This window comes from Bacillus sp. AF23 (genome assembly GCF_020861455.1).
In the GTDB taxonomy this organism is placed as follows: Bacteria; Bacillota; Bacilli; order Bacillales; family Bacillaceae; genus Bacillus; species Bacillus halotolerans.
The window spans coordinates 1-24,897 of sequence record NZ_JAJHVY010000036.1 but is presented as its reverse complement, the minus strand read 5'-3'; the positions used below and the strand labels follow the sequence as shown (position 1 = coordinate 24,897).

Below are 24,897 nucleotides of genomic sequence, written 5' to 3'. Positions count from 1 at the left end.
AAAGTGCATCCTGAACATAACCGGCGTAACGGATTCTGTGAAATTCGGCGTGACGGCGATGAACGGAAAAAAGCTGGCTCTTTTAAGGAGCCAGCTTTTTTGTGGTTATTGTGCCTGCGCTGAGGCGCTTAATGTAAATAATTCTTCAAGCTCATCTGTGGACAGCTCGGTAATCCAGTTTTCACTTTGGATAATTTGGTCGTTCAGCGTTTGCTTCGTTTCAAGCATCATATCAATTTTTTCTTCAATTGTTCCCGTTGTAATCATTTTATGGACGTGGACAAACCGCTCCTGCCCGATGCGGTATGCCCGGTCAGTGGCTTGGTTTTCAACAGCAGGATTCCACCATCTGTCATAATGAATGACGTGATTGGCGGCTGTCAGATTCAGACCGGTGCCGCCCGCTTTCAGCGAAAGAATCAGTGTCGGGTATTCTTTCTTCTGAAATTTCTCAACGAGTGCATCGCGGTCTTGCTTAGAAAGACTCCCGTTCAAAAACTGCACAGGTTCGCCGAAGGTTTTTTCAAGCAATCGCTTCATCATGTTCCCCATTTGAATATATTGCGTGAAAATGAGACAGCTTTCGTTTTGGGCGCGGATCGCTGTCATCAGCTCAAGCAATTTTTCAAGCTTGACCGAACGTCCGGCCAGCAGCTCGGTTTGATCTTCCTTCAAATAAAGCGCGGGATGATCGCATATTTGTTTAAGCCGTCCGAGCATGCTGAGGATCAGTGCTTTTCGCTGCATGCCTGTCAGTGATGTCATATGTTCAAAAGTGTCTTTCACCAGCTGCTCATAGAGAGACGCCTGTTCGGCTGACAGCGGAATAAATTCTTTTTGCTCCAGCTTGTCGGGAAGGTTTAATGCGACGTCCTCATCCCGTTTTGTCCGCCGCAGCAAAAACGGCCGGATTAATTGCTGAAGCTGTCCGATTCTTTTTTCGTCCCGGTCCTTTTCGATCGGCAATACATAGCGTTTATGGAAACCGGTCAGACTGCCAAGGTAGCCTTTATTCATGAAGTCGAAAATCGACCATAGCTCAGTCAAGCGGTTTTCCATCGGAGTTCCGCTCAGCGCGATATGGTGAATGCCCTTCAGCTTTCTGATTGCGCGTGATTGCTTCGTGTGCGCGTTTTTAATATTTTGTGCTTCGTCAAGACAAATTGTGTTCCATGTCACCGAAGAAAGCTCTTCAGAATCGGCATGCGACAGCCCGTAGGAGGTTAAGACAACATCCGCGTTATCATAATAGCCGGAGAAGTCTTCTCCCTTCGGACGGCGCGGGCCGTAATGGAGAGCGACCGACAGATTGGGCGCGAAGGTTTGAAGCTCCCGCTGCCAGTTGCCAAGTACGGATGTCGGCGCGATGATCAGATTCGGCGTGTTTTGCCGTCCGCTTTCCTTCACATGAAGAAAATATGCGATCATCTGAATGGTTTTCCCAAGCCCCATATCATCGGCCAGACAGGCGCCAAAACCGCTTTGCCGCAGAAACAGCAGCCAGTTCATGCCGTATTTCTGATACGGGCGGAGCGTGCCTTGAAAGGAGGGGCTGACCTCATGCTCCGGCAGATTTTCCGCTGTTGTCAGCTTTCGAATCAGTGATCTGAGCTGTTTTGACAGGTCGAATTGAATACCGGCAAAAGCGGATGTATCCATGATGTCCGAGTCCTCAAGCCCGCCTTCCTGCTGATCCATCAGCTCTCGTGCCAGAATATCAGACATATGGAGCCCTTCTGATTCCGCTTTCTCCATCAGCCGTTTCATCTGTTTGATAAACTGCGGATCTATTTTCACCCATTGCCCGCGAATATTAACGAGGCGCCTGTTGCTCGCGACAAGCTCGTTAAATTCATCCTCTGTCAGCTCAATGCCGTTTGTCGCAAACCGCCAGTTAAAATCAAGCAGCGCATTCATGCCGACAAATGACTCGCCGCGCGGGGCGGAAGATACTTTTGCTTTAAGCATCATACTGCTGTCTCTGACAATCTGCCACCAGGATGGCAGGAGGATTTCAACACCCATATCGACAAGCGTCTCACTTGCCTCTGACAGGAAAATCCAGGCTTCTTCCTCTGAAATCAACGTGGTGCCGGAATCAAATGACAGCCACGGAACCGTTCGATGAAAGCGGTCCTGCTCGCGTGCGATTTTATCGCTGTAGGCCTGCCACGATTTTTTGAGGCTCTTCAGCCCGTCAAAAAATACAACCGCGCCGCTCTTTTTATCGCGTAAAAACATTTCGATTTTCCAGTCATCACCGTCAAAGTCTGGTTCATTCAAGCGGAGGCCGACCGTAAACGGGGTTTGATCGTCAACCCAGCCGATGCCTTCGAGAAAATCCTCTTCATCCAGAAAATGTCCGCGAAATGTTGTGACCGCAGGTGATTTTTCTTTGATATTTTCCCATTTTTCACGCAGTTCGTCGTCATATTGAATATAATCCTGCACCGCGGCTGAAAACCATTCCGCAGTAAAGCCATCCAGCATGCCGTCCCGATCCTTCCAGCGGAAAACACCGTTTGTCCATGCTTCGTAGTCAGGCAGGAAATCGCCGTCCGCGATAAATTCGTAAATGGTGGACGCTGCCTCAATCAGCGGTTCCGTTTCTTCTGTGAGCTGCACGGAGCTGAATGAGTTGAACGAGTTTTTGCCGAGAAGCTCTACAGTCATCCATGGAGAAAGCAAAACCGCGGTTGTCCCGATGAAGCTGACATCCTCAAGGAAGGTTCCGTAAAATGAGGATTCGTGCCATTGAAACAAATGCTTTTTCATGTGGCTGTAGGGAAGGGGCTGCTCATTCTCATCAAAGGCTGAGAGCGTGAATGACCCGTCTTCCATTTGTTCGACGTGAATAAGTATTTCTTTAAGACTCGCCATCAATCAACTTTCCTTTCTGCAGTTCTTCTTGAAGGGCGCGCAGGCGCTTGTAATGTGAACTCAGCTGCTGAATATAGCGTTCCCATACCTTCAGTTTTTTCGCTTTTTTGTAGAGCGTCCGCAGTTTTTTCAAATACCGGGCCGCTTCCTTGTAAGAGCTGCGGTTTTTCTGGTCGATAAAAAAGGCCACTTCTCTGTGGTAAGCGGGTATAAGGGCCTCGGGATCGCTCGCCGCGATTTCTTTGAGCATCGTTTTATCTATTTCATAAATTGAAAAGCCAACAAGGCTGTGGATTTCGATCCACTCGGCGTAACGCTTTTTCTCATACAAATGATGGCTGTATTCTGTGAAAGTATATGGCAGACAGCCTGCCGCATAGCGTTCAAACAGCGCCTGGTCATTGGTTTGCTTCACATACGCGTTCAGCAGAAGAAACAGCTCGCCAATTACGTCGCGAATTTCTTTAAACGGCTTATCCAGCTTCGTATAACCAATCGCAATCGATTCAATCCGGAGGTACCATGCTTTGAGCCGTTTCCAATCCTTTTTCGCGGTGATTTCACTCAGCCATTGGAACGTATACGGCAGCGCTTCCGGCGGAAATTGGTCGGTTTCCGCAAAAATCGCGTCATCATGTTTCTGCAAAAATTCTAAATGCAGACGCCCGAATTGCAATTCAGGAGAAAACCGCCGCCCGGCTTCTTTTTGCAGGATCTCTTGCTCACGCGCCACCCATTTCGGCCGCGGCAGCAGCGCGCTCCAAACTTCACCGAAAATGCGGATGCGTTCATATTGAAAAATATCTTCCTTCAATAAGAGATCCCGAATGACATCCGGCGTTTTCTCCAGAAAGGGATCGAGTGCAAACGACAGCGCGTACGTTTTTAATTTATCAATTGAGCTGTAGATCGTGTCCATCAGCTGTTCGACATAAGGATTGAGTGAATAAAAATCATGCTCGGGGTCCAGTTTTCCTTCTTCAATCAATGTAAACATGCGAAGCCACACCGCGATCGCTGAATGAATCTGATACAGGCTTTTCAGCTCCGGCTTGTTCGGCGCATGCTTTTTCAAAGCGGACAGATAGCCGTAATAGAGACCCTGCATGTTTTGGCTGCCTTCAGCCGTGCGTGCCTGCCAAAGAGAAAACTCTGAATCGAAAAAAGCAAGCCAGCTTGAAAGCGACTCTTCATTAGGCAGCACCTTCTCTTGGAATTGACGCCGGACGAGCTCTTTGCTTTCTTCGAGCTTTTCCCTCTCCAGCCAGTGCTCTGTAAAAGTTCCCACTCGTTCAAACATTGCATATACATATAAAAAAACAGCCAGCTTATGGCGGCAGATTCTCCCAGACGGACATGAACAGCCGCTTTTGGCTATGACAAATAAGTTCAATGTGACCCGCACAGGCACAACATCCTGCACGTAAGCCGTAACTTCCGTCGGACTCACTGCTTGTAAACGATAGACTGAATCCTGCCGATATAAAATAAGGGCTTTTTTGATCAGCTGAACATTTTCCTCGCTGTAAGGAAGAAGCTCTTTTAATTGTTCAGCCGATGCCAGCACATCGTCTTTAGAAATCATATTCTGAAGCATGATTATCGCTCCTAACCGAGTCACGTAATAAAAAGATCCAATTTCTCTATTATATCGCAACACAGCGGCATGAAAAAGTTTTTCCTAAAATAGGACATAAAAAATGGGAAGTGTCGAATGATGTATTAGAGATTGCAAAACGAGAGCCGGCATCATATAATAATCGTGTTTTCAACTTAATGGAAGCTGAAAGGAATAAAATGATGAGTGAAAAGAAATTAAATCAAGAAGAATTTCTGAAAATTTTGATGCATGCACATGATATTGGTGAGCAGTCATCTGAGATGACCACAAAGGAAATGCTTGAAAATTTGATTTCTCATATTAAAAATGGATACGCAACATAAAAATCCCGCAGGTTTTTGGCGGGATTTTTTTCTGAATAATGACCGGAAGGAGAAAAAGATTCAGCTCTGGCAAGACAATAAATAGAGCGCTTACATGGTAGAAGCCGAAAAACTGTTTTTGTAAATTTTTGTCGAATATTGTCACGTGAAAAGATGGAGAAATGCTGTTTTAACGTTGTATAATCGTATGGAAAAGGATGTTATAAGCCGATTTGGAGGTATCATGGGAGAATCTACTAGTTTAAAAGACATACTATCAACGTTAAGGAAACGCATACTTTTGATTATGATTGTAACCGCAGCTGCGACTGCTGCCGGCGGATTCATCAGTTTCTTCGCACTTACACCCATCTATGAAAATTCAACTCAGATCTTGGTCAATCAATCGAAAAACGACCAAAAAGAAGTCCAATTTAACGATGTCCAAACCAATCTTCAATTAATCAATACGTACAATGTCATCATTAAGAGCCCTGCTATTTTAGACGAAGTGATTAAAGAGATGGGCTTGTCGATGACATCCCAGGAGCTGAATGAAAAAATTACTGTTTCCAGCGAGCAGGATTCCCAAGTGGTCAATATTTCTGTCAGAGACGGGAGCGCGGAAACAGCGGCTCACATTGCCAACACTGTCGCATCTGTCTTTAAAGACAAAATCACTTCGATTATGAATGTTGATAACGTAAGCATTCTGTCAAAAGCTGAGGTTTCTGGACATCCGTCGCCTGTATCGCCAAAACCGCTGCTGAACATCGCCATCGCGTTTGCGGCAGGATTGGCAGGAAGCATCGGACTGGCCTTCCTGCTTGAGCATTTGGATAATACGATCAAATCGGAAGAGCAGCTCGAAACGTTGCTGGACATACCGGTATTAGGGACGGTTTCCACCATTGCGAATGAACAGAAAACAGCGAAGAGCTTAAAAGGCATTCAATCTGATAAAGCGGGGAGTGGACATTTTGGCGCTTAGAAAAAGCAAGGGCTCATGGAGTCGCAAAAATGTCATTGCGCTGACAGAGCCGAAATCCTTAAATTCAGAACAATATCGAACGATTCGAACAAATATAGAGTTTTCTTCAGTGGACCGCCAAATGAAATCTGTGATGATCACTTCGGCGTGCCCTGGAGAAGGGAAGTCTACCACAGCTGCTAACCTTGCTGTCGTATTTGCACAGCAGGGAAAAAAGGTTTTGCTCATCGATGCAGATTTGCGAAAACCTACAGTACATACCACTTTTCAACTAGAAAATATGACAGGCTTAACATCCGTTTTACTGAAAAAATCCTCACTGAAACAGGCTGTGCAAACGTCTCAGGAACAAAATCTTGATGTGCTGACGAGCGGCCCGATCCCGCCGAATCCGGCCGAGCTGCTTTCCTCCAAGTGGATGGAGGAGCTTGCGGATGAAGCGTGTGCGGCCTATGACATGGTGATTTTCGATACGCCGCCTATTCTTCCTGTAGCAGACGCGCAAATTTTAGGGAATGTCGCAGACGGTTCCGTTTTGGTTATTTCAAGCGGAAAGACGGAAAAAGAAAAAGCCGCAAAAGCAAAAGAGGCGCTCGATTCGTGCAACAGCAAGCTCCTCGGAGCCATTATGAACGGCAAGAAACGCTCGAAGCACTCTGACTACGGATACTACGGACATGAAGACAATTTCATACAAAAATAAATAACGTGCATACTGCCCGTTATTTATTTTTGCGAAAAAAGGAGGCTTAGAAATGATTGATATTCACTGCCACATCCTCCCGTCAATGGATGACGGGGCAAGGCACTTGGACGACAGCATCGAAATGGCCAGGGCGGCTGTTCGTGAGGGAATCAGTACCATCATTGCAACCCCGCATCATAAGAATGGTTCATATGAAAACGAGCAAATCGCTGTCAGAGAAGCGGCAGACCTGTTAAACAAACGTTTATTGAAAGAGGAAATTCCGCTCACCGTACTGCCGGGACAGGAAATCAGAATCTTCGGGGACTTGAAACGGGATTTGGATGAAGGGCGGCTGCTGTCACTGAATGACACAAAATATATCCTGATTGAGTTTCCGTTTGATCATGTTCCGCGATATGCCGAGCAGCTTTTTTATGATTTGCAGCTGAAAGGATACGTTCCGGTTGTCGCGCATCCCGAACGCAATAGCGAAATTCGCGAAAATCCGTCCTTGCTGTATCATCTTATAGAAAAAGGAGCGGCATCTCAGTTGACAACCGGAAGCCTCGCAGGAGTTTTCGGGAAACAGATGAAAGCATTTTCGCTGCGGCTGGCTGAAGCCAATCTGATACACTTCTTAGCCTCAGATGCTCATAATCTGAAAACAAGAGACTTTCGCTATCAGGAGGCTCTCCGTGTTCTTGAGAAAGAATTCGGTACGGAATATTCTTATATGATGACGGAAAATGCTGAGCTTCTTCTGCAAAATCATGCGATTTACAGGCAGGCACCGAAGCCGGTCAAAAGAAGAAAACGATTTGGGCTCTTTTGATCTGCAATTCTCATTTCCCCACTTTCTTTGTGAGAACGATATAATAGTATATTGTATGATTGAATCATATTTCAGAAATCTGTACAGGCTGTTTCCGGGAGATCATCCGCATTCATGTCAGGATATTCTCATACGATAATACGGAAGCTGTAAAGCAGCAATTTAACTGTTGGAGGGAAACAATGAATATAACAGTCATCGGAACAGGCTATGTCGGTCTTGTGACAGGTGTTTCTCTTTCTGAGATTGGCCATCATGTAACTTGCATTGATATTAACGCTCACAAGATTGAAGAAATGAGAAAAGGGATTTCCCCTATATATGAACCGGGTCTTGAAGAGCTGATGAGAAAAAATATAGCTGATGGGCGGCTGAGCTTTGAAACGAGCTACGAGAAAGGCTTAGACCAGGCAGAGATTATTTTTATAGCGGTCGGCACACCGCAAAAAAACGACGGACATGCGAATCTGGAGCATATTACAGATGTGGCCAAGCGTATTGCCCGGCACGTGACGCGAGATGCGATCGTCGTAACGAAAAGCACAGTGCCTGTCGGAACAAATGATTGGATTTACGAGCTGATTACCAAACATCTTGCGGAGCCTGTCAGCATATCGATCGCATCCAACCCGGAATTTTTACGTGAAGGGTCAGCCATCCATGACACGTTTCATGGAGACAGGATTGTGATCGGAACAGCCGATCAGGACACCGCCAGAAAACTGGAAGAGCTCTTTCTTCCGCTCGATATCCCGGTTTACCAAACGGATATCAGAAGCGCCGAGATGATCAAATATGCCTCAAATGCCTTTCTGGCCACTAAGATCAGTTTTATAAATGAAATTTCGAATATATGTGAAAAGGTCGGCGCTGATATTGAATCTGTCGCGTACGGCATGGGACAGGATAAGCGGATCGGGAGCCAGTTTTTAAAAGCGGGCATTGGCTACGGCGGTTCTTGTTTCCCAAAGGATACGAACGCCCTCGTGCAAATTGCGGGCAATGTCGAGCATGATTTTGAGCTGCTGAAATCGGTCATCAGGGTCAACAACAATCAGCAGGCGATGCTGGTTGATAAAGCGCTGAACAGGCTTGGCGGAGTGACGGGAAAAACGATCACCCTTTTGGGGCTGTCATTTAAACCGAACACGGACGATATGAGAGACGCGCCGTCGATTGTCATCGCTAACCGCCTCGCCGCACTAGACGCCCATATCAAAGCCTTCGATCCCATTGCCGTCAGCCACGCGAAGCATATTTTGCCGCAGGCTGTGGAATACAAAAAAACGATTGCGGAAGCCGTTAAGGGGGCAGACGCCGTCATGATTTTAACGGACTGGGATGAGATTAAACAATTTTCATTAGCAGATTATCAAGATTTGATGGAGCAGCCGCTGATTTTTGACGGCCGAAATTGCTATTCATTAGAAGAGGCTGCCGCCGCCGGAGTGGAATACTATTCTGTAGGCCGGAAAGCGGTTGTTCCGGCAGGTGCAATGTCATAAAGGAAAGACTGGCGGGATGCCGGTCTTTTTTTGTATCCATCTTTTATTGTATACGATGGATGTATTCGCTAAGGTTTACCTATTGTTTGAAACTAGAGGGTGCTGCCTACAGATTTTCAGTTTGAGCATAGGAAAATGGAATTCTTTGATTATTTCGGTTGGAATACGCGTATAAAGAACATCTCATCATGCTTTTACAAATTGATTCAGACGATGATATTGATTTGTTGTGGGGAGACGCCGGCATCGCAAATTTTTTCATCACACCTGATGACTTAAGGAGAAAAGACTTTTCAAACGTTCTGTACAATGGGGACTGCACCTAATACAAGCTTTTGATCAAAGGGTCATCCCTGCCGCCAATAGGGTCAGAAGCGGAAATGAAATAAGCCAAACAATAAAATCAGGCGCGGCTGAGTCAATACAGAACATAAATATGACCAATAAGCAGAGCACTGTAAGAGGCATTGACCAAAGGCCGTGTTTTCTAAACAATAAAGTGCCTGCCATTCCAAATGGACAGAAAAGGAAAATCACGAAAAATAACATCATCGGACTGAAAAAACTCATTGTCATCCCTCCGTTTCACCTCTTAATCTTACAAGATTTTACCACATGAGAAAATGAACAGATCATCAAAATCTGCCTCTTTCAAGTGTCTTTTTGACTAAGACTTTAGAATTTCTCACCATATAAAACGCTCGATTTGATCTTATAACGAACAAAAAAGAGGCTTTAGACCTCCGTGTTCAGAGCGTTATAAGCCTAAATTAAGCCGTTTACCCTATTTAAGCCGCCTTCCGGCTATTTTAAAATATAATATATGGAAATAAAGTATGGAAAAGTCTATCTTCATCAGCCCCTCCATACGACTTTTTGAGTATTAAGAGGTGATACAGATGGGTTATGAAAGTGTATTAGCAAATATCAAAAGTTCACTTAACGGAAAAATTTCAGACGTTGAAGACAAGATTGAAAAGCTGAAAAAAGCAAAAAAGGATATAGACACACTGCAAGAAGAGGCAATTACTGAAATCAAAGAAATCGTAAAACCGGAATTGGGCAAGCACTGGACAGGAACAAAAGCGGATGATTTTGATAAAGGAAGAGAAGAGGCAAAATCGGAAGCATCCAAGATTGTGAATGATAAATATAACGAGTATATGGCTTCGATTAACGGAAAAATTTTTGATCTTGAATGGGATAAAGCTCAATATGCATCGGAATTGTTTGTAGCAAATGGTGCAGCAGATCTTCTTAAAAAGGGAGAAGAGTTCGCGGAAGAAGTCGGAAATACAATTAGTAAACTAAAATGGTGGTGATCTTTTTTTATGTCAGAAATTAAGCTGAAGTACGACACAGTCATCAAAACATTAGAGTCCGTCAAAGATGCGCTTGCTGACGTATCAATCGGCGCCGCGGGGTCCAATGGAAAAAACAAACTCGATTATACGAAAAAATATCATGAGCGTGAGGAGAACATCAAAACCATGCTTGGAGATTACAAAAAAGCGGTACAGAAAAATATCGAGGATACAAAGGATAACGTAGATTCACTGAAAGAGCAGGATGAGGCGATCGCAGTAAAATAGAAGAGAAAGGGCAGTGCGATGAGTAAAGTATTTGAATCACAATCTTTAATCGATGAAGCGAAAAATAGAAAAAAGCAATATGAGACGCTGGAAGAGCAGCTGAACACGCTCAAAAAGGCGTTTCAGGAAGTTGCTGATTTAGGTGACGATTTTAAAGGAAAAGGCGCGGACAATATTAAGGACTTCTTTCAGGGACAGGCGGAAATCGCCGACAGCTGGCTGACGCTTGTTTCTGCTCAAATTGCGTTTTTAAACGGCATTTCCGGTGATATTAAAGATCAAGAACTCAGTGATTCATATGTGGAGACGTCATTTTTGGATCATGAGCTCCCCAATGGAGACTTAAAAGCCTCAGAAATTGTCTCCGCTCATAAAGCAGAAATCGATTCTATTTTGTCAGGCATCAGCGATATTATTGATCTCGACATGTACACGCTTGACAACTATGCAGATAAGATGGGAGATGCCCAAAAAATCAGGCGTGACACGATTACGGCAGTCGATAAGCTTGATGAATCCCTGACCACTGAATATCAAAATTTGGAGTCTCTGGACAACGCAGTGCTCAGCAAATATTCTGTTCTCATGCAGGCCACCAGCAACGGGAAAAGCGCATCCCCTATGTACTATGACAAAAAAGCCTTCCACAGCAATGAAGTCTACAAAAGCGCCATTGAAGTGGAAAAACAGGGAACAACATATATCGATGCAAAAACCGAACAAGCAGAAGCAAGGCGTCTCCAGGAAAAAGCCGAGGAAGAAGCAAACAAACCATGGTACGAAAAAACATGGGATGGAGTTTGCACCTTTACTGGAGAAGTCACTGGCTATTATGATTATAAAAGAGCAACTGAAGGCGTTGACCCGGTTACCGGAGAAAAACTCTCCGCCGCAGAGCGTGTGACAGCAGGAGCAATGGCTGCAGCCGGATTCATACCGGTCGTCGGCTGGGCAGGCCGCGCCTTCAAAGGCGGAAAAGCCATCTACAAAACAGGAAAAGCTGCGATCGCGGCAGAGCACGCTTTGGATGCCTACAAAACAGGAAAATCCCTAGACATTCTCAAAATGTCAGAAATGGGCGCATACGGCCTTGTTGCTTCTAACGGATTCTCAGAAGCTGTTACTGGACGGGATATGTTTGGTAACGAAGTGTCTGAGGAGAAGCGGAAGCAGGGGGCGTTGGAAGCGGCGTTGAGTTTAGTTGGTGCAGGGACACTGGCGAAACATGTAGATAAAGGCATACCGCTTGCAACTCATTCAAAAGTTCAAAAAGCTAACAAGACACTAGAAAAAGTAAAACAATTCAAAGTCCCAACCAACGTCCGCGTGTATGCAGAACGCCCAGTAACAACGAATGGCTTTACGTACGGAATTCCGACAGTTCGTGTAGATGTGGAAAAGACGGCTGTGAAGGACCTTGGGATTGTGAAGATGGTTAGTGATGGCGTCCGTAAGGGAAGATCTCATAGTCCTAACATTTCTAAAAATCACGATAAAGTAGCGCATGATGGATATTATGGTCGTAAAGAATTTAGAACCATGCTTAATAATGCTTCGTTTACTCCACATGGACATAAACATGTTAAGGCTAAAACACCTGAAGAAGCAAAACGTTTTAGTATGACAGGTAAAAAAGCTGCTCAGTACTTACCAGATGTGAATAACAAAGCTTTAGAAAAAGAGGCACTTCTAAAAGGTCATATTATTGATAATGGAAATAACAACTATTATTTCTTTTATGATGCAGGAAAAACAGTCGGTTATGATCTAGGTACACCAACAAGCTGGATTAGAGCGGAGTTTTCTGGTGGTGAATATCATGGTCATCCGATTGCTGGAAGTCGATTAGATAAGTATTTAAAACAACTTGGTATTGATAAGTAATAGGAGGCTTTTATGAGAAAGATAAAAAAAATGCCAGAAATAAGTTTACAATCCTTAAGGATTCCAAAAGGATGGACCATAAATCAAAACAGTTTTAGAGAAATTGATCCGAAAAACCTAGCACCAGACGATGAAAAGTGGTTATTTTTTTCACAAGATTTATTGCAATTAACATACGCTCGTAAAAATTACTTACTTGATTTAGGTTGGTATCCAGATGCGGATGCTAATGGATTTTATCAACTAGTTATGATACAAAATGAGGATTGGGATCAACCCATGTATGAATTTCAATCAAATAGCCATATTGAAATAGTTAAAAATATAGAATTTATATTAAACAAAGTTACGAATAATGAAATGTAGTTAAACATTTAATTAAAATTATTAAAAAAGTTTGCAGAACCTGAGTTGTAAGTTTTTAAACTGGAATTTTTAAAGAGAAATGAATACAACAAAAAACAGATACTAGTTAACAAGAGGTAGGATTGATTTTAGATGCATGTTAAACAAATACATCTTTTCAACCTAAACAGAGAAGAATTTGTAAAAACACAGCAATCCCTTAAAACATAAAATCAACCTATCACCCTCCATCACCCCAGACTCCATCAAAACCTGCGCAGGCGTCGACCTTGCCTATTGGGAACAGGACGGAGAAGCATACGGAGTGTGCAGTATCATCGTCATTGACGCTGATACAAAAGAAGTCATTGAAAAAGTGCACAGCATGGGGAAAATCAGCGTGCCGTATGTGTCTGGTTTTCTTGCGTTTCGTGAGCTGCCGCTGATCATCGAGGCAGCCAAAAAGCTGGAGACGGAACCGGATGTGTTTTTGTTTGATGGCAACGGGTATCTGCATTACAACCATATGGGCGTTGCCACCCATGCGGCTTTTTTTCTCAATAAGCCGACAATTGGGATTGCGAAAACCTATCTCAAAATCAGAAGCTGTGATTTCGTAATGCCTGAAAATGAAGTCGGTTCATACACAGATATTATCATTGACGGCGAGGTATATGGCCGGGCGCTGCGGACGCGGCGGGACGTGAAGCCTATTTTCTTGTCTTGCGGAAATAACATTGATTTAGAAAGCAGCTATCAAATCACGATGAGCCTGCTTAATAAAGAAAGCAGGCTGCCGATTCCTGTCCGCCTGGCTGACCTTGAAACACATGTCTTACGAACGTTTTATCAGAAAAATCACGGGTAACACTTGGGCTCTAAGCCATCAAGTGTTTTTTTGTATGCTGTGTGCTTTCCTGCTTTATCAAAAACCTTGTCGTCCTTGCAGAGAGGTTTTATTTGAATGTTTTCCGCGTCAAATCGATAAAAGCCTTCAATGGCGCAGACATCCACTTGTCCTTATGCCATGCTAGTTGAGTAAAAACGAGGCAGTCGTTTTGCCAGTGGAGTTCTTTCATCCGACCTTCGGCAATATCGTCTTTTACTGTCATTTCAGGCAATAGTCCAATTCCAAGTCCGGCCATCACGCATTGTTTGATGGCTTCTATGCTGACAAATTCTAATTTGTTAGGGTAGACACCGGCGTCGTGTAAGGCGTCCTCAAAGAGCGTGCGGTATGAGCAGCCGTCCTCTGTCAGGAGAAGGGTTTCGTTTTGAAGATTCTTCAATGTTACTGGTGAGTCTGCTGGAAAAGGATGGTCATTGGCGGCTACCATTTTGATCTCATCCTGAATCAGAGATTCAACGTGCAGTGCGTCTTCCATCCGGTTCACATCCAAAATGAAGGTAATATCAAGCTGGCCCTGTAAGAGCTGTTCTTTCGCTTGTTCGTTGGAAATATACGGTTTGAATATGAGCTTTACTTGAGGAAAAGTCTGTTTAAATTCTTTTATGATAGGGGGAAGGCGATATGTGCACTGGCTTTCCGTCGCCCCGATTTTCAAGGTTCCGGTTGTTTCTCTTACTTGATTTGCGGCCATTTTTGCTTCTTCTGTTAACGCAATAATCTTCTCCGCATAGGATTTGAATGTTTTGCCGGCTTCTGTCAGGATGAGCCGCTTGCCGAGCCGTTCAAATAAAGGAGTCCCGATTTCTTCTTCAAGTGATTTGATCTGAGAGGTAACGCTTGATTGTGCATAATTAAGCATTTTGGCGGTTAGGGTGAAGTTTACATGTTCTGCCGCCGTAATAAAGGTGATCAGCTGCTTCAATTCCATATGTTCTCGTCCTTTCTAAATCGGCTATATCGATTGGAGTAATCGAAATAATCATCTGTATTGATTAATGAATCCATTATATGATGGAGAAAATCATTCGTAAACAAAGGAGCAGATGCATCATGAAAATTGCGGTCATTAATGGCGGAACGAGGCCTGGCGGAAATACGGATATTCTTGCGGAGAAGGCTGTTCAAGGATTCGGTGCGGAGCACATTCATTTGCGGACATATCAGATCCAGCCGATTGAGGATCTGCGTCACGCTCAAGGCGGCTTTCGTCCTGTTCAAGATGACTACGATTCTATCATTGAGCGGGTATTGGTGTGCGATATTCTTGTATTCGCCACCCCCATTTATTGGTTCGGTATGTCAGGAACGTTAAAGCTGTTCATTGATCGTTGGTCACAGACCATGAGAGATCCGCGATTTCCTGATTTTAAAGAGCAAATGTCGGCAAAACAGGCATATGTGATAGCAGCCGGAGGAGATAATCCAAAGATAAAGGGGCTGCCGCTGATAGAACAGTTTGGTCACATTTTTGATTTTATGGGAATGTCATTTGAAGGCTATGTGCTGGGAGAAGGCAATCGTCCCGGCGATATTATATTTGATCAGCAGGCAATAGAAACTGCGGGCAGGCTATTGAAAAGAAGTGATGCCGTGTGAAGCTGCTGTTGTCCGTCATTGTTGGAATGCTTATTCTAGGATTCTTTTTATCTTGGAAAATGCCGCGATCTGAGGAATGGATACACGTCAAAACAAACTCATCTCAAGAGAAGCAATTTGCCAGAATGTCAGGAAACACGCTGCAAATCAAAAACGTGATCAAAAATGATGCAGGCAAAGAAACAATTTATATGACAAATGGCATTTCTGGCCCAAAATAAAAGCACCCTTTGAGGGTGCTTTTTTCTATAAATGAGGAACTACAAGCCCTCCATATAAAAATGCCGCGATAATCAGGAAAGCCGGATGCAGTTTGAATTTTGTCATGCAAAGGAGGGAAATGCCCGCAATCACTAAGGATTGAATCCAGCCGATGGCTTTGATGCCGTCTGCGCCGATTTGCCAAGTGAGAATAAGCATCATGACAGCGATAACTGGCTGAACAGACAGCGTCATGCCTTTGATCACGGGTGATTGGCGAAAGCGCTGAATGATACGCAGCAGGACGATCAGTGCGAACGCGGACGGCACAACAGTTGCAATCAGCGCAATCAGAAAGCCGGGCCAGCCGCCTGCACTGTAGCCGACATAAGCGGCGATTTTGGTTGCGATCGGGCCCGGCAATGCATTCGCAAGTGCGAGCATGTTAGAGAATTGGTCGTTTGACAGCCAGCCGTATCTGTTTACGACTTCTTCAAACATCAGCGGGATAGAGGCTGGGCCGCCGCCATATCCCAGAACGTTTGCGATAAAAAATGCTGTGAATAAAAACATAATGATCATGAGGCGGACATTCCTTTATCTTTTGAATGTTTATTTGTGATTTTGTCTTTCAGTTTAAAATGAAATGCTCCGTATGCTAAGAATATGATAATGACAATGCCGGGGTTGATCTGTAACAATTGCAGTCCGATAAAAGCGATGATAAAAAACAGGATTCCGGTGACCCAGCCAAATCCTTTGAGCGCTTTTTGTCCAAACTCATATGCCATAATACCGAGCATAACGGCGATAACCGGCGTCACGGCGCCAATCATGCCGGCGACAACCGCCGAGTGGCTTAAGACGTTTACTGCTGCAAATAAGGCAACCATCGCAAGGCATGTAGGCAGAATGTGGGCAAGAGTAGCGACAATTGCGCCTAGCGTGCCTTTAAGTTTGAATCCCAGATATGCCGCCATCTTGGTGGCGATCGGTCCGGGGAGTGCATTGGCAATGGCTAATATTTCTCCAAATTCATCATCATCTATCCATTTATATTTATTCACCGCTTCATGGCGGATCAGCGGAATCACCGATGGCCCGCCCCCGAAGCCTAAGATTCCGGTGCGCACCATTGCGGCCGTCATATCCCGATAAGGGTGGTTTTTCATTAGTTTCTCTCCTTTACAGCTTCATTCCCATACGGCTTTTGTACCGTTTGATCAGCATTTGGCAATCAACGCTGACGACACCCTGAAGCGGATACAGCCGTTTCGTTAAAAATTCTTCCATTTCCTGATCATTCGCGAAGATTCCGTGCATGTGCAGCTTGCTCGGGCCAGTCATGTGATAAAGGCTGGTGACCGCGGGTTCTTCTTCAAGCTTTAGAGCGACTTCTTCCAGGAATTGCGGCTCTACCTCGACATTAAAAAACACGGATACATGAATGCCGATTTTAGCTGGATTGATCACCGCTGTGAATTTTTCAATAACGCCTGCTTCAATCAGCTGATTAATACGTGATTGAACTGCAACCCGTGATAAATCGACTCTTTTGCCAAGATCCGTATAAGAAATCCTTCCTTCCTCATGCAAAATGGTAAGGATCTGTTTGTCTATCTCATCCAGAACAAGGTTGGGGATTTGATATTCATTGCCCATTTGTTCCACCTGCTTTCGTTTGACTTTTAGTCAATATTTTATCATATAAGTTTCATTTCGTAAGAGATAATTTAAATTTATTTTCACAATGAACGATAAAATATTTTTATGTTTACGAAAAGGAGAAAGTTCGTCAGCTTTTCTTCCGGGTCAGTAGATGCGAAAACTCAGGCTCTCTATACTGAAGAAAATCTCTTGCAAAGGAGACTTGTGATGAACAGATCTATTATCGGCACTAAGCAAATGGTCGTCAGTCCGCATTACCTCGCATCACAAGCGGGAAACCGCATTCTGGAGAAGGGAGGAAACGCATTTGACGCCGCTGTCGCCGTGAGCGCTTGTCTGGCGGTTGTCTATCCGCATATGACGGGGCTTGGAGGAGATTCCTTTTGGCTGACCTTTCATCAAAAAACAAAGGCGGTAAGAGTGTACAATGGCAGCGGCCGTTCAGGAAAAAATGTAACAAGAGACGTGTATAAGGGGAAAAATGAGATCCCGCTGCGGGGGATCGACAGCGCAATTACCGTGCCGGGAATGGTCGATAGCTGGGATGCCGTCCTGAAGACATACGGACGGATGTCGCTTTCTGACGTATTGGAGCCTGCGCTCAATTATGCTGAAAATGGTTTTCCTGTATCAGCAGATCAGTGCCGGCATACAGCGGCGAATCTTGAACTGCTGGCGTCAACACCTTACACTGCTGATATTTTCACCAAAAACGGCAAAGCACCGATCACCGGTGAACGGTTTGTGCAAAAAGAGCTTGGGAACAGCCTGAACATGATTGCTGAAAGAGGAAGAAGCGCATTTTATGAAGGTGATATCGCTCAGCGGATTGTCTCGTATTTACAGCATAATGGCAGCTATATGACGCTTGATGACTTTACAGCACACAGGGGTGAGTGGATGGAGCCTATATCCTGTGATTACCGGGGGTGCGCCGTCTATCAGGCGCCCCCAAATTCTCAAGGTTTTACGGGTTTACTGACGCTGAATATTCTGGAAAACTATGATTTCAGCCAAATTGAACATGGTTCATTTACCTATTATCATGTGCTCGTGGAGGCACTGAAAAAGAGTTTTCTGGATCGGAATGCCGTTCTGACTGATCCGGCGTTTGCTGATATTCCGCTGGAAAGGCTTTTGGACAAAAGCTACGCCAAGCAGCTGGCGGAAGAAATCGGTTATATAGCTGAACCGGCGGAAAGCAGACCGATTGGCAGTGATACCGCCTATGCGGCGGTGATGGATTCGGATGGCAACGCGGTGTCGTTCATTCAAAGCCTTTACTTTGAATTTGGCTCGGCTGTTACTGCTGGGGATACAGGCATTCTCATGCAGAATCGCGGCTCATTTTTCTCATTGGATGAAAATCATGTCAACACACTTGAGCCGAGAAAGCGCAGCTTCCATACGCTGATGCCGGCTATGGTCTGTAAGAACAGGAAACCGAAGATTCTGTACGGTACGCAAGGGGGCGAAGGCCAGCCGCAGACTCAGACCGCGATTATCACCCGAATGCTGGACTATGGAATGCATCCTCAGCAGGCAATCAGCGAACCGCGCTGGGTATGGGGCAGAACGTGGGGCGAGGATCATGAAGGTCTCAGAGTTGAGAACAGAATCGCAGAGGAGACGGTCGACATGCTAAAAGAAAGCGGCCATCTCGTGGAGACAGTCAGTGATTATGACCCGCTGATGGGTCACGCCGCAGCAATCGCAGTGGATGAGGAGGGCTTTCTCCAAGGAGGAGCCGATCCAAGGGGAGATGGGGCGGCTGTTGGGATTTGACAAGCTAAAAAAATATACTTATGTATATTAAGAGAGCAAGAAATAGGCCAGCATCAATCAGGTGGTACATATACTGTTTATCTTCAGGTCTATACCTCCATTCTATAAAAAAGCGTAGAGAATCAATCAAAATAAAAAATAAAAGAAGCATATATCCCACAGGGAAAAAGATCATAGAAAAAACAAACAAAATCAGTAAAAAGATTTCTATTAATCTCTGTGTGCTGCTGACTGGCTTGTACAGCCAGCCGGATTTATGGATACCGAACTTTTTCTTGATAAGAAATTGCAGTGCTGTGCTGAACGATACTATGACCAGAAATAACAGCCAAAAATGATTACTCATACCGATCCCTCCTAAACTCATCTCTTTATACGTTCGTGGGAGAGAAAATGTTTCATAGAAAAACACCCGGGGATTATTCCGGGTGTTGCATTTTTACAGGATGTGTCTGCTGCTGAAAAATGGTTTTCATTTTATCCCATGCAATTTCTGTGTTTTCATCGAGATCAAAGAGGCCTGAATTGCCGATGATAAAAATGTCATTCCCAGCCTCCGCGAGCATGCGGAAGGTTTTTTCATTACAGGAGCCGTCAACTTCAATGGCATACGTATAATGATTTGTTTCTCTCCACTCTTTAGCCGCACGGATTTTTCCAGTCATTTCTGCGATAAACGGCTGCCCGGCAAAACCCGGATCAACGGTCATAATCGTCAGTTTATCAATCAAATGCACATAAGGGCTGATCCACTCTAGCGGAGTGGCCGGGTTCAATACTATCCCGACCTTTGCGCCATGATCTTTGATGTTGTGTATCAGCCGAAACGCCGCACGGTTAATGGTTTCGGCATGAACGCTAATGTAATCAGCGCCGGCCTCTGCTGTCATATCGATAAAATCCTCCGGCCTTTCAACCATCAGGTGGGCATCAATCGGGAGAGCTGTTATCGTTCTGAGCTGGCTGATGAAAAATGGAGACAGCGTAATGTTTTTGACAAAATGGCCGTCCATGATGTCAACATGATACATATCGGCACGGCTGTTTAGAATGGTGATCTGCTCGTTGAATTTTGTTAAATCCATACACATCAGAGAAGGTGAAAATAAATGGTTCATGACGCATACCTCACTTTAATTGAAGAATTGTATGATCCAGCCAAGAAGAATCCCGATAATGCCAAAGTCTGAATCGCCGTAAGTGGTGCCTTCAAATCCGAGCGAGCCAAGAACCGGCAGAAGAAGCGCAGGCAGAAAAGAAATGAGAATGCCATTGGCAAACGCTCCGAGTACAGCCCCCCGCACTCCGCCGGTTGCATTTCCGTAAACTCCCGCCGCCGCTCCTGTAAAGAAATGCGGTACAAGTCCCGGGACAATAACACTGAGACCGAAGACCGGAAGAAGAAAAATGGACACAATACCCGCCAGGAAGCTGGATAAAAATCCGATAATCACAGCGTTGGGCGCAAAAGGAAAAACCGTCGGACAGTCAAGGGCGGGTTTGGCGCCTTTCACTAGCTTCTCAGCGATGCCTTTAAAAGCAGGGACAATTTCCGCGATTACCATCCGAACCCCCGCCAAAATGACATATACCCCAGCAGCGAACGTAATGGCCTGCATAAAGGAATAAACGAGAAAATGGCTTCCGCCGCTTAACGATGATTCAATATAATCCCTTCCGGCGAAAGGAGCGACAATAAAGAAAAGGAGTGCCATCGTTAAAGAAATCGAGACTGACGTATCCCGCAGAAATCCTAATGATTTCGGAACTTTGATATCCTCAGTCGAGTGAGATGGATTGCCCGCATGTTTGCCGATGAATCCAGCAATAAAATAGCCGACAGAACCGAAATGGCCGAGTGCGAGATCATTGCTTCCTGTAATTTTTTTTGTATACGGCTGAAGGATGGCGGGTGACAGCACCATCAGCCCCCCAAGAATTATGGCGCCCGCAGCAATGAGAGGAACACCGCTGATGCCGCCGGTAATCAGCACGGCGGAGATCAATGAAGCCATGTAGAGAATATGATGGCCGGTTAAGAAAATATATTTAAATGGCGTAAGACGCGCCAGCAATATGTTCACAATCATTCCGAAAATCATAATGAGTGCCGTTTCCGTACCAAACGTTTTTTGAGCAATGGCTGATATTGCATCTGTATTTGGTACGACGCCTTTAATGTGGAATGCTTTTTCGAACATGCTGCCGAACACGGCTAGTGAATCTGAGACAATCGCCGCCCCGGCGCTGAGAATGACGAATCCCATTGCCGTTTTCAGTGTGCCCGATACGGTATCCGCTGCGTTTTTCTTTTGCAGAAGCAGACCGGCTAAGGCAAAAAGTCCAATTAAAATAGCAGGAGTTCCCAGGAAATCGTTAATTAAAAAATCAAGCATCAGATGCACCCCCGTCGTCTATGTTTTTGTGTGTTACAAGTTGGTAAGGATGGCTTCTTTGATTTCTTTCTGGTCCAGCAGGTTTTTGAGTCCGACAACGTTACGCGTTCCATCGTCAAGACCTGACACAATATCGGCTGATCCTAGATACAGATCCGCTTGCTCCGTTTTGCTTGAAGTGAGGTCTGTATGTGTAACGTCAGCGCTGATGTTCAGTTCATCAATGATTTTTTTTACATTCATTTCAACAATAAAGCTTGATCCGAGTCCGTTTCCGCAAACAATCAATATTTTTTTTTTCATTCGAATCACTCCTAGTTTGAGTATTTTTGAATCATTGGCAGCACATCTTCTGCCGATTGAGCGTTAATCAGCAATTGAATGTTTTCCGGATCACCCAGCATATTCGTGAGCTGGGAGAGGGCTTTCAAATGGGTGTCATTGTCGATTGCCGCGAGCACGATAATCAGCTGGACTGAATGCTCGGGCCGGTCTGAAAAGGAAACGGCTTGGTTCAGTCTCAGAAAGCTCATGCCGATTTGATTCACACCGTCTTCAGGCCTCGCGTGCGGGATGGCTACATTCGGCGTAATGACGATATATGGGCCCAGTGTCTGAATCGTGGCAATCATGGCATCGACGTATTGCGGGGTAACAGACCCGTCATCCAAAAGCGGCTTTGCCGCCATGCGGACGGCATCCTCCCAACAGGGGGCAGAGTCGGCCATCGTTATATGGTTAGGTGTCATTAATTCAGCAAGCATTGGTTTGCGGTTCGCCTCCTTTTCATGTTTGTGCGGCTGTCCTAAATACTCGGTCAGTTCTAGCATCAGCTCTGTTTTATGAATGCCTTCTGCATGTTTTTCGATGATGCCCATGATGTCATGAACACTTGGGTGGAAATGGGAAGCGCTGTTTGAGAGAGCATCTACTTTTTTCAGCAGGCTGATCTTTTCCTTGCTGTTCAGTATGGGATTAACGATGAGCACAGGCACCCCTCTGTCTGGCAGCGGAACAGTTGAGATCAGGACATCCGTTTCAAGCGTCATTGTTTCATAGACACGGCTTGATACGGTTTTCAGAATATCGACATTCGGCAGAAGATCTTCAATTTGGCTCTGCAAAATTTTTGAAGTGCCGATGCCGCCCGGACAGACAATAACCGCTGTTTTTCTAAGTGAGGGCGCAACCCCTTCACGTTTCATCCAGCCTCCGAAATGCATGGCGATAAAAGCTGTTTCTTCACTGCTGACAGGTTTTCTTAATGCTTTTTGAAGGTGATGAACGACTTTTTTCGTTAAGCAGAAAATATCACTGTATTTCGTTTTGATGGAGGCAGCTACATCACTCTCATGAGGGGTGATATCATATTTAATCCTGTAATAAGCTGATTTCAAATGAAGCACCAGATGTTTTTTTAGATGTTCCGGGTCCTGAAAAAGCACGCAGGCGTAACGCTGGAAATCGACAATCATTTTGTCCGCGATATCATGTACCGCATCCAGCTCATCTGCAATGAGACTTGAAGCGGGGAACTGACTGATTTTAGCCCCTAACAGATGGATCGTGAAGTAGCACATCTCTTGATCAGAAATAAAGACATTTTCCGGCAGTTCCGCGGCCGCCGCCCGAACGGCTGCTTCATATTCCTTCGTTTGCCTGATGGCGTATTGCTCTTCTTGTTCTAGAGTGATTTTTTTTCCCGCCTTTAATCTGATCAGAAATAACGTAAAGTGCACACTTAAGCCCGCGAGAACATGATCAGCAAATTTAATGTGAAGAAGCTTTTCGAAAGTCAGCAGCATAGACCGCATGGTTTGGATCTGCTGTTCACAAGCAGCCGGATCGGGACAAAGATCGGTAACGGCCGCAGTGCTGCTGCTTTTTTGCATGAGCTGATTTGCGTATTCTGCCAGCAGTTTTCGTTTTTGCTGCTCTATTCCTGAGAAGAAATACCCCTTTTCTTTGGTAAAGGAAAGAACGATGCCGAATGTCTTCAGCTTTTCGCGTATATGCTTCATATCCTGAATAGCGGTGTTGCGGCTGACATGATTTTCGTCAATGAAGTTCTGCAAAAGTAACCGTCTGTTTCTCGTTAAAATGCGCAGGATCACTCTTGCCTGCCTTTCTGAGGGAGAATATTCATAGCTTGAATTTGTCAGCGTTTTCATTTCTGATGTCAGCATTTTTTTCGTTTGGTCTTCTAAATAAAATCCTGCTGAACGCCTTCTTTTGATCGGTGTCAGTCCGGTCTCTTTCAGCCAGCTGTTAATTTTTTCAATGTCATAATACAGTGTTCTCCTTGAAATGTTTAATTGCTCCGTTAATTCGCCGCAAGTAACATAGCTGGTTGTGTTGAGAACCTGATGAAGAATGGCTGATCTTCTTTGGTCTAAAGGCATGCCCATCAGCTCCTTATGTGCAGGTGATATCAGTCTGCCGTCCTTCTCTTCGTGCGGGCTTATTTCAATTGTAATGGGGAGTATCTGAATTTATAAGACCAAATCAGTGCAAACGGTTTGTGCAAATATGATTCTTACAAACAAAAAAAGCCAGGCACATGCTGTGCCGGCTTTTTAATAACAGTGTCTTTTTGACTAGTTTCTTCTATATAAATAGTCCTTTCATGAACTCGGACGAATCAATGTAAATTCTTCACCGAGTTTTGCATAATGGTTTCCGGCTAATCTGGAAGCCGGCTTTAATTCGTCCGTCAAAATATACCCTTTTTCTGCGTCATACACCTTCTCATCGAGGTGAAAACAGACAACTCTGCCAATAAGCAGATCAGCTGTGGTCACACCATGATCATTATCGAACGTGATATGCCGTTCGAGCTTGCATTCAAAACGAATGCGGGCTTCTTGAATGCCGGGCACCGAAACAGCTGTGCTCTCTACAGAATGGAGAGAGGTGCGTGTCATTTCACTTTCGTCCGGCCCTAAACTTGCCGCCGTTTCATTAATGTCTTCAATGATGGCTTCATCACTGACATGGACGACAAATTCACCGTTTTTTATCGCGTTTCTGGCTGTATCTTTTTGCCGGCCTTCTGATCGGTTAACAGAAATACTGAGTAGCGGAGGATCTGAGCTGACCACGTTATAGAAACTGAAAGGTGCCGCATTGATTGCCCCGCCTGAAGAAAGTGTTGTAACAAATGCGATCGGGCGCGGAATGACGGCTCCTGACAGCAGCTTATACGTCTCTTTGGCACTAAGCTCTTCTGCTTGAAATATGTACACAACAACACCGCCTTTATTGTAAGAGTACCATGATTATAACGAAATCCATTCAAGGAAACCAAATGATGCGGGTTGCATATGCTATGTCATGACATATAACTGATATAGGGGAATTAGAAAATAGGCTACCGTACGTATGCCGGAGCCTATGATGACAGTTTCATTATCTATATTTCTTTTTGACTACCCAGCAATTGCCGTCTTTCCAGAACTCTTTTTTGCTGTCGTAATCATTTTTTTTGCGGTGATGGTCATTTTTGCAGTGTTTTTTGTAAGGTTTTTTCTTAAAAGAACAATCAGATTTTTTGTGAGAACGGTACGACTTTTTGTAGCTGCGAGATCTTTTCTTGTGCGAACAGAATGATTTTTTGTAGCTGCGAGATTTCTTGTGAGAACAGTAAGATTTTTTGTAGCTGCGAGATTTCTTGTGAGAACAGTAAGATTTTTTGTAGCTGC

25 protein-coding genes and 3 pseudogenes are annotated in these 24,897 nt (G+C 44.7%); 14 read left to right on the top strand and 14 right to left on the bottom strand.

Annotation, left to right across the window (positions count from 1 at the left end):
* Window positions 1-105 precede the first annotated feature (105 nt).
* Window positions 106-2,880, bottom strand: coding sequence for a DEAD/DEAH box helicase (locus LNN34_RS18660; protein ID WP_229044147.1), 2,775 nt, complete (start codon window positions 2,878-2,880; stop codon window positions 106-108).
* Window positions 2,867-4,477 carry an SWIM zinc finger family protein gene (locus tag LNN34_RS18655; protein WP_059292382.1) on the bottom strand — a complete coding sequence of 537 codons (1,611 nt, stop codon included), beginning with the start codon at window positions 4,475-4,477 and terminating at the stop codon, window positions 2,867-2,869. Before LNN34_RS18655 ends, LNN34_RS18660 begins: the two co-directional genes overlap by 14 nt.
* Before the next feature lie 203 nt (window positions 4,478-4,680).
* Between LNN34_RS18655 and LNN34_RS18650 the strand changes: the two genes are divergently transcribed.
* The 6 genes and pseudogenes from LNN34_RS18650 to LNN34_RS18625 form a co-directional block, all read left to right on the top strand.
* Window positions 4,681-4,824, top strand: coding sequence for a hypothetical protein (locus tag LNN34_RS18650; protein ID WP_010332161.1), 144 nt, complete (start codon window positions 4,681-4,683; stop codon window positions 4,822-4,824).
* A gap of 223 nt (window positions 4,825-5,047) precedes the next feature.
* Window positions 5,048-5,794, top strand: coding sequence for a YveK family protein (locus tag LNN34_RS18645; protein WP_024123106.1), 747 nt, complete (start codon window positions 5,048-5,050; stop codon window positions 5,792-5,794).
* On the top strand, window positions 5,784-6,497 hold the full coding sequence (locus LNN34_RS18640) for a CpsD/CapB family tyrosine-protein kinase (RefSeq protein WP_044159636.1): 714 nt from the start codon (window positions 5,784-5,786) through the stop codon (window positions 6,495-6,497). Before LNN34_RS18645 ends, LNN34_RS18640 begins: the two co-directional genes overlap by 11 nt.
* A gap of 52 nt (window positions 6,498-6,549) precedes the next feature.
* Window positions 6,550-7,314, top strand: a complete 765-nt coding sequence (locus LNN34_RS18635; protein ID WP_229044145.1) for a tyrosine-protein phosphatase — start codon at window positions 6,550-6,552, stop codon at window positions 7,312-7,314.
* A 182-nt stretch (window positions 7,315-7,496) separates the two neighbouring features.
* On the top strand, window positions 7,497-8,819 hold the full coding sequence (locus LNN34_RS18630; protein ID WP_229044143.1) for a UDP-glucose dehydrogenase family protein: 1,323 nt from the start codon (window positions 7,497-7,499) through the stop codon (window positions 8,817-8,819).
* 161 nt (window positions 8,820-8,980) lie between these two features.
* Window positions 8,981-9,145 (top strand): annotated as a pseudogene (locus LNN34_RS18625) (DUF1963 domain-containing protein); the annotation flags it as partial.
* A 13-nt stretch (window positions 9,146-9,158) separates the two neighbouring features.
* Here the strand turns inward: LNN34_RS18625 and LNN34_RS18620 are convergent.
* Complete coding sequence (locus LNN34_RS18620) at window positions 9,159-9,389, bottom strand: hypothetical protein (RefSeq protein WP_229044142.1); 231 nt, start codon at window positions 9,387-9,389, stop codon at window positions 9,159-9,161.
* A gap of 329 nt (window positions 9,390-9,718) precedes the next feature.
* On the opposite strand from LNN34_RS18620, the gene LNN34_RS18615 reads away from it, so the two are divergent.
* From LNN34_RS18615 to LNN34_RS18595, 5 genes and pseudogenes are all read left to right on the top strand, one after another.
* Window positions 9,719-10,141 (top strand): YwqH-like family protein, encoded by a 423-nt coding sequence (locus LNN34_RS18615; RefSeq protein ID WP_101859834.1) that lies wholly within the window; start codon window positions 9,719-9,721, stop codon window positions 10,139-10,141.
* A 9-nt stretch (window positions 10,142-10,150) separates the two neighbouring features.
* Entirely contained in the window at window positions 10,151-10,411 is a 261-nt protein-coding gene (locus tag LNN34_RS18610; RefSeq protein WP_044159631.1) for a YwqI/YxiC family protein, read from the top strand.
* A gap of 18 nt (window positions 10,412-10,429) precedes the next feature.
* A complete protein-coding gene (locus tag LNN34_RS18605) occupies window positions 10,430-12,295 on the top strand; it encodes a ribonuclease YeeF family protein (protein WP_229044141.1) in 1,866 nt (621 codons plus the stop codon).
* A 12-nt stretch (window positions 12,296-12,307) separates the two neighbouring features.
* Complete coding sequence (locus LNN34_RS18600; RefSeq protein WP_044159626.1) at window positions 12,308-12,661, top strand: hypothetical protein; 354 nt, start codon at window positions 12,308-12,310, stop codon at window positions 12,659-12,661.
* 132 nt (window positions 12,662-12,793) lie between these two features.
* Window positions 12,794-13,508, top strand: a pseudogene (locus LNN34_RS18595) (endonuclease V).
* Between the two features lie 88 nt (window positions 13,509-13,596).
* Here LNN34_RS18595 and LNN34_RS18590 read toward each other — a convergent pair.
* Entirely contained in the window at window positions 13,597-14,478 is an 882-nt protein-coding gene (locus tag LNN34_RS18590) for a LysR family transcriptional regulator (RefSeq protein ID WP_059335104.1), read from the bottom strand.
* 122 nt (window positions 14,479-14,600) lie between these two features.
* Between LNN34_RS18590 and LNN34_RS18585 the strand changes: the two genes are divergently transcribed.
* Window positions 14,601-15,146 carry a flavodoxin family protein gene (locus tag LNN34_RS18585; RefSeq protein WP_106021934.1) on the top strand — a complete coding sequence of 182 codons (546 nt, stop codon included), beginning with the start codon at window positions 14,601-14,603 and terminating at the stop codon, window positions 15,144-15,146.
* On the top strand, window positions 15,143-15,367 hold the full coding sequence (locus LNN34_RS18580) for a hypothetical protein (RefSeq protein ID WP_059292391.1): 225 nt from the start codon (window positions 15,143-15,145) through the stop codon (window positions 15,365-15,367). The genes LNN34_RS18585 and LNN34_RS18580 overlap by 4 nt, the downstream gene beginning before the upstream one ends.
* 25 nt (window positions 15,368-15,392) lie before the next feature.
* Here the strand turns inward: LNN34_RS18580 and LNN34_RS18575 are convergent, their stop codons facing one another.
* Genes LNN34_RS18575 through chrS form a run of 3 tightly spaced genes read right to left on the bottom strand, consistent with a single transcriptional unit; the run spans window position 15,393 to window position 17,009 of the window.
* Entirely contained in the window at window positions 15,393-15,929 is a 537-nt protein-coding gene (locus tag LNN34_RS18575) for a chromate transporter (protein ID WP_069486818.1), read from the bottom strand.
* A complete protein-coding gene (chrB, locus tag LNN34_RS18570; protein ID WP_024123093.1) occupies window positions 15,926-16,519 on the bottom strand; it encodes a chromate efflux transporter subunit ChrB in 594 nt (197 codons plus the stop codon). The genes LNN34_RS18575 and chrB overlap by 4 nt, the downstream gene beginning before the upstream one ends.
* 13 nt (window positions 16,520-16,532) lie before the next feature.
* Entirely contained in the window at window positions 16,533-17,009 is a 477-nt protein-coding gene (chrS, locus tag LNN34_RS18565) for a chromate efflux transcriptional regulator ChrS (RefSeq protein ID WP_024123092.1), read from the bottom strand.
* A 213-nt stretch (window positions 17,010-17,222) separates the two neighbouring features.
* On the opposite strand from chrS, the gene ggt reads away from it, so the two are divergent.
* Window positions 17,223-18,800 (top strand): gamma-glutamyltransferase, encoded by a 1,578-nt coding sequence (ggt, locus tag LNN34_RS18560; protein WP_229044139.1) that lies wholly within the window; start codon window positions 17,223-17,225, stop codon window positions 18,798-18,800.
* 4 nt (window positions 18,801-18,804) lie between these two features.
* Here the strand turns inward: ggt and LNN34_RS18555 are convergent, their stop codons facing one another.
* The 7 genes and pseudogenes from LNN34_RS18555 to LNN34_RS18525 form a co-directional block, all read right to left on the bottom strand.
* Window positions 18,805-19,146 carry a DUF4181 domain-containing protein gene (locus tag LNN34_RS18555; RefSeq protein ID WP_044159611.1) on the bottom strand — a complete coding sequence of 114 codons (342 nt, stop codon included), beginning with the start codon at window positions 19,144-19,146 and terminating at the stop codon, window positions 18,805-18,807.
* A gap of 73 nt (window positions 19,147-19,219) precedes the next feature.
* Window positions 19,220-19,918 (bottom strand): D-allulose 6-phosphate 3-epimerase, encoded by a 699-nt coding sequence (gene alsE, locus LNN34_RS18550; RefSeq protein WP_199397872.1) that lies wholly within the window; start codon window positions 19,916-19,918, stop codon window positions 19,220-19,222.
* Between the two features lie 15 nt (window positions 19,919-19,933).
* On the bottom strand, window positions 19,934-21,196 hold the full coding sequence (locus LNN34_RS18545) for a PTS ascorbate transporter subunit IIC (protein WP_059353674.1): 1,263 nt from the start codon (window positions 21,194-21,196) through the stop codon (window positions 19,934-19,936).
* Window positions 21,197-21,229: 33 nt separating this feature from the next.
* Window positions 21,230-21,499, bottom strand: coding sequence for a PTS sugar transporter subunit IIB (locus LNN34_RS18540; RefSeq protein ID WP_044159604.1), 270 nt, complete (start codon window positions 21,497-21,499; stop codon window positions 21,230-21,232).
* Between the two features lie 11 nt (window positions 21,500-21,510).
* Window positions 21,511-23,598 (bottom strand): BglG family transcription antiterminator, encoded by a 2,088-nt coding sequence (locus LNN34_RS18535; protein WP_229044137.1) that lies wholly within the window; start codon window positions 23,596-23,598, stop codon window positions 21,511-21,513.
* Between the two features lie 222 nt (window positions 23,599-23,820).
* Window positions 23,821-24,441 (bottom strand): flavin reductase family protein, encoded by a 621-nt coding sequence (locus LNN34_RS18530; protein WP_229044135.1) that lies wholly within the window; start codon window positions 24,439-24,441, stop codon window positions 23,821-23,823.
* Between the two features lie 163 nt (window positions 24,442-24,604).
* Window positions 24,605-24,897, bottom strand: a pseudogene (locus tag LNN34_RS18525) (spore gernimation protein GerQ); the annotation flags it as partial.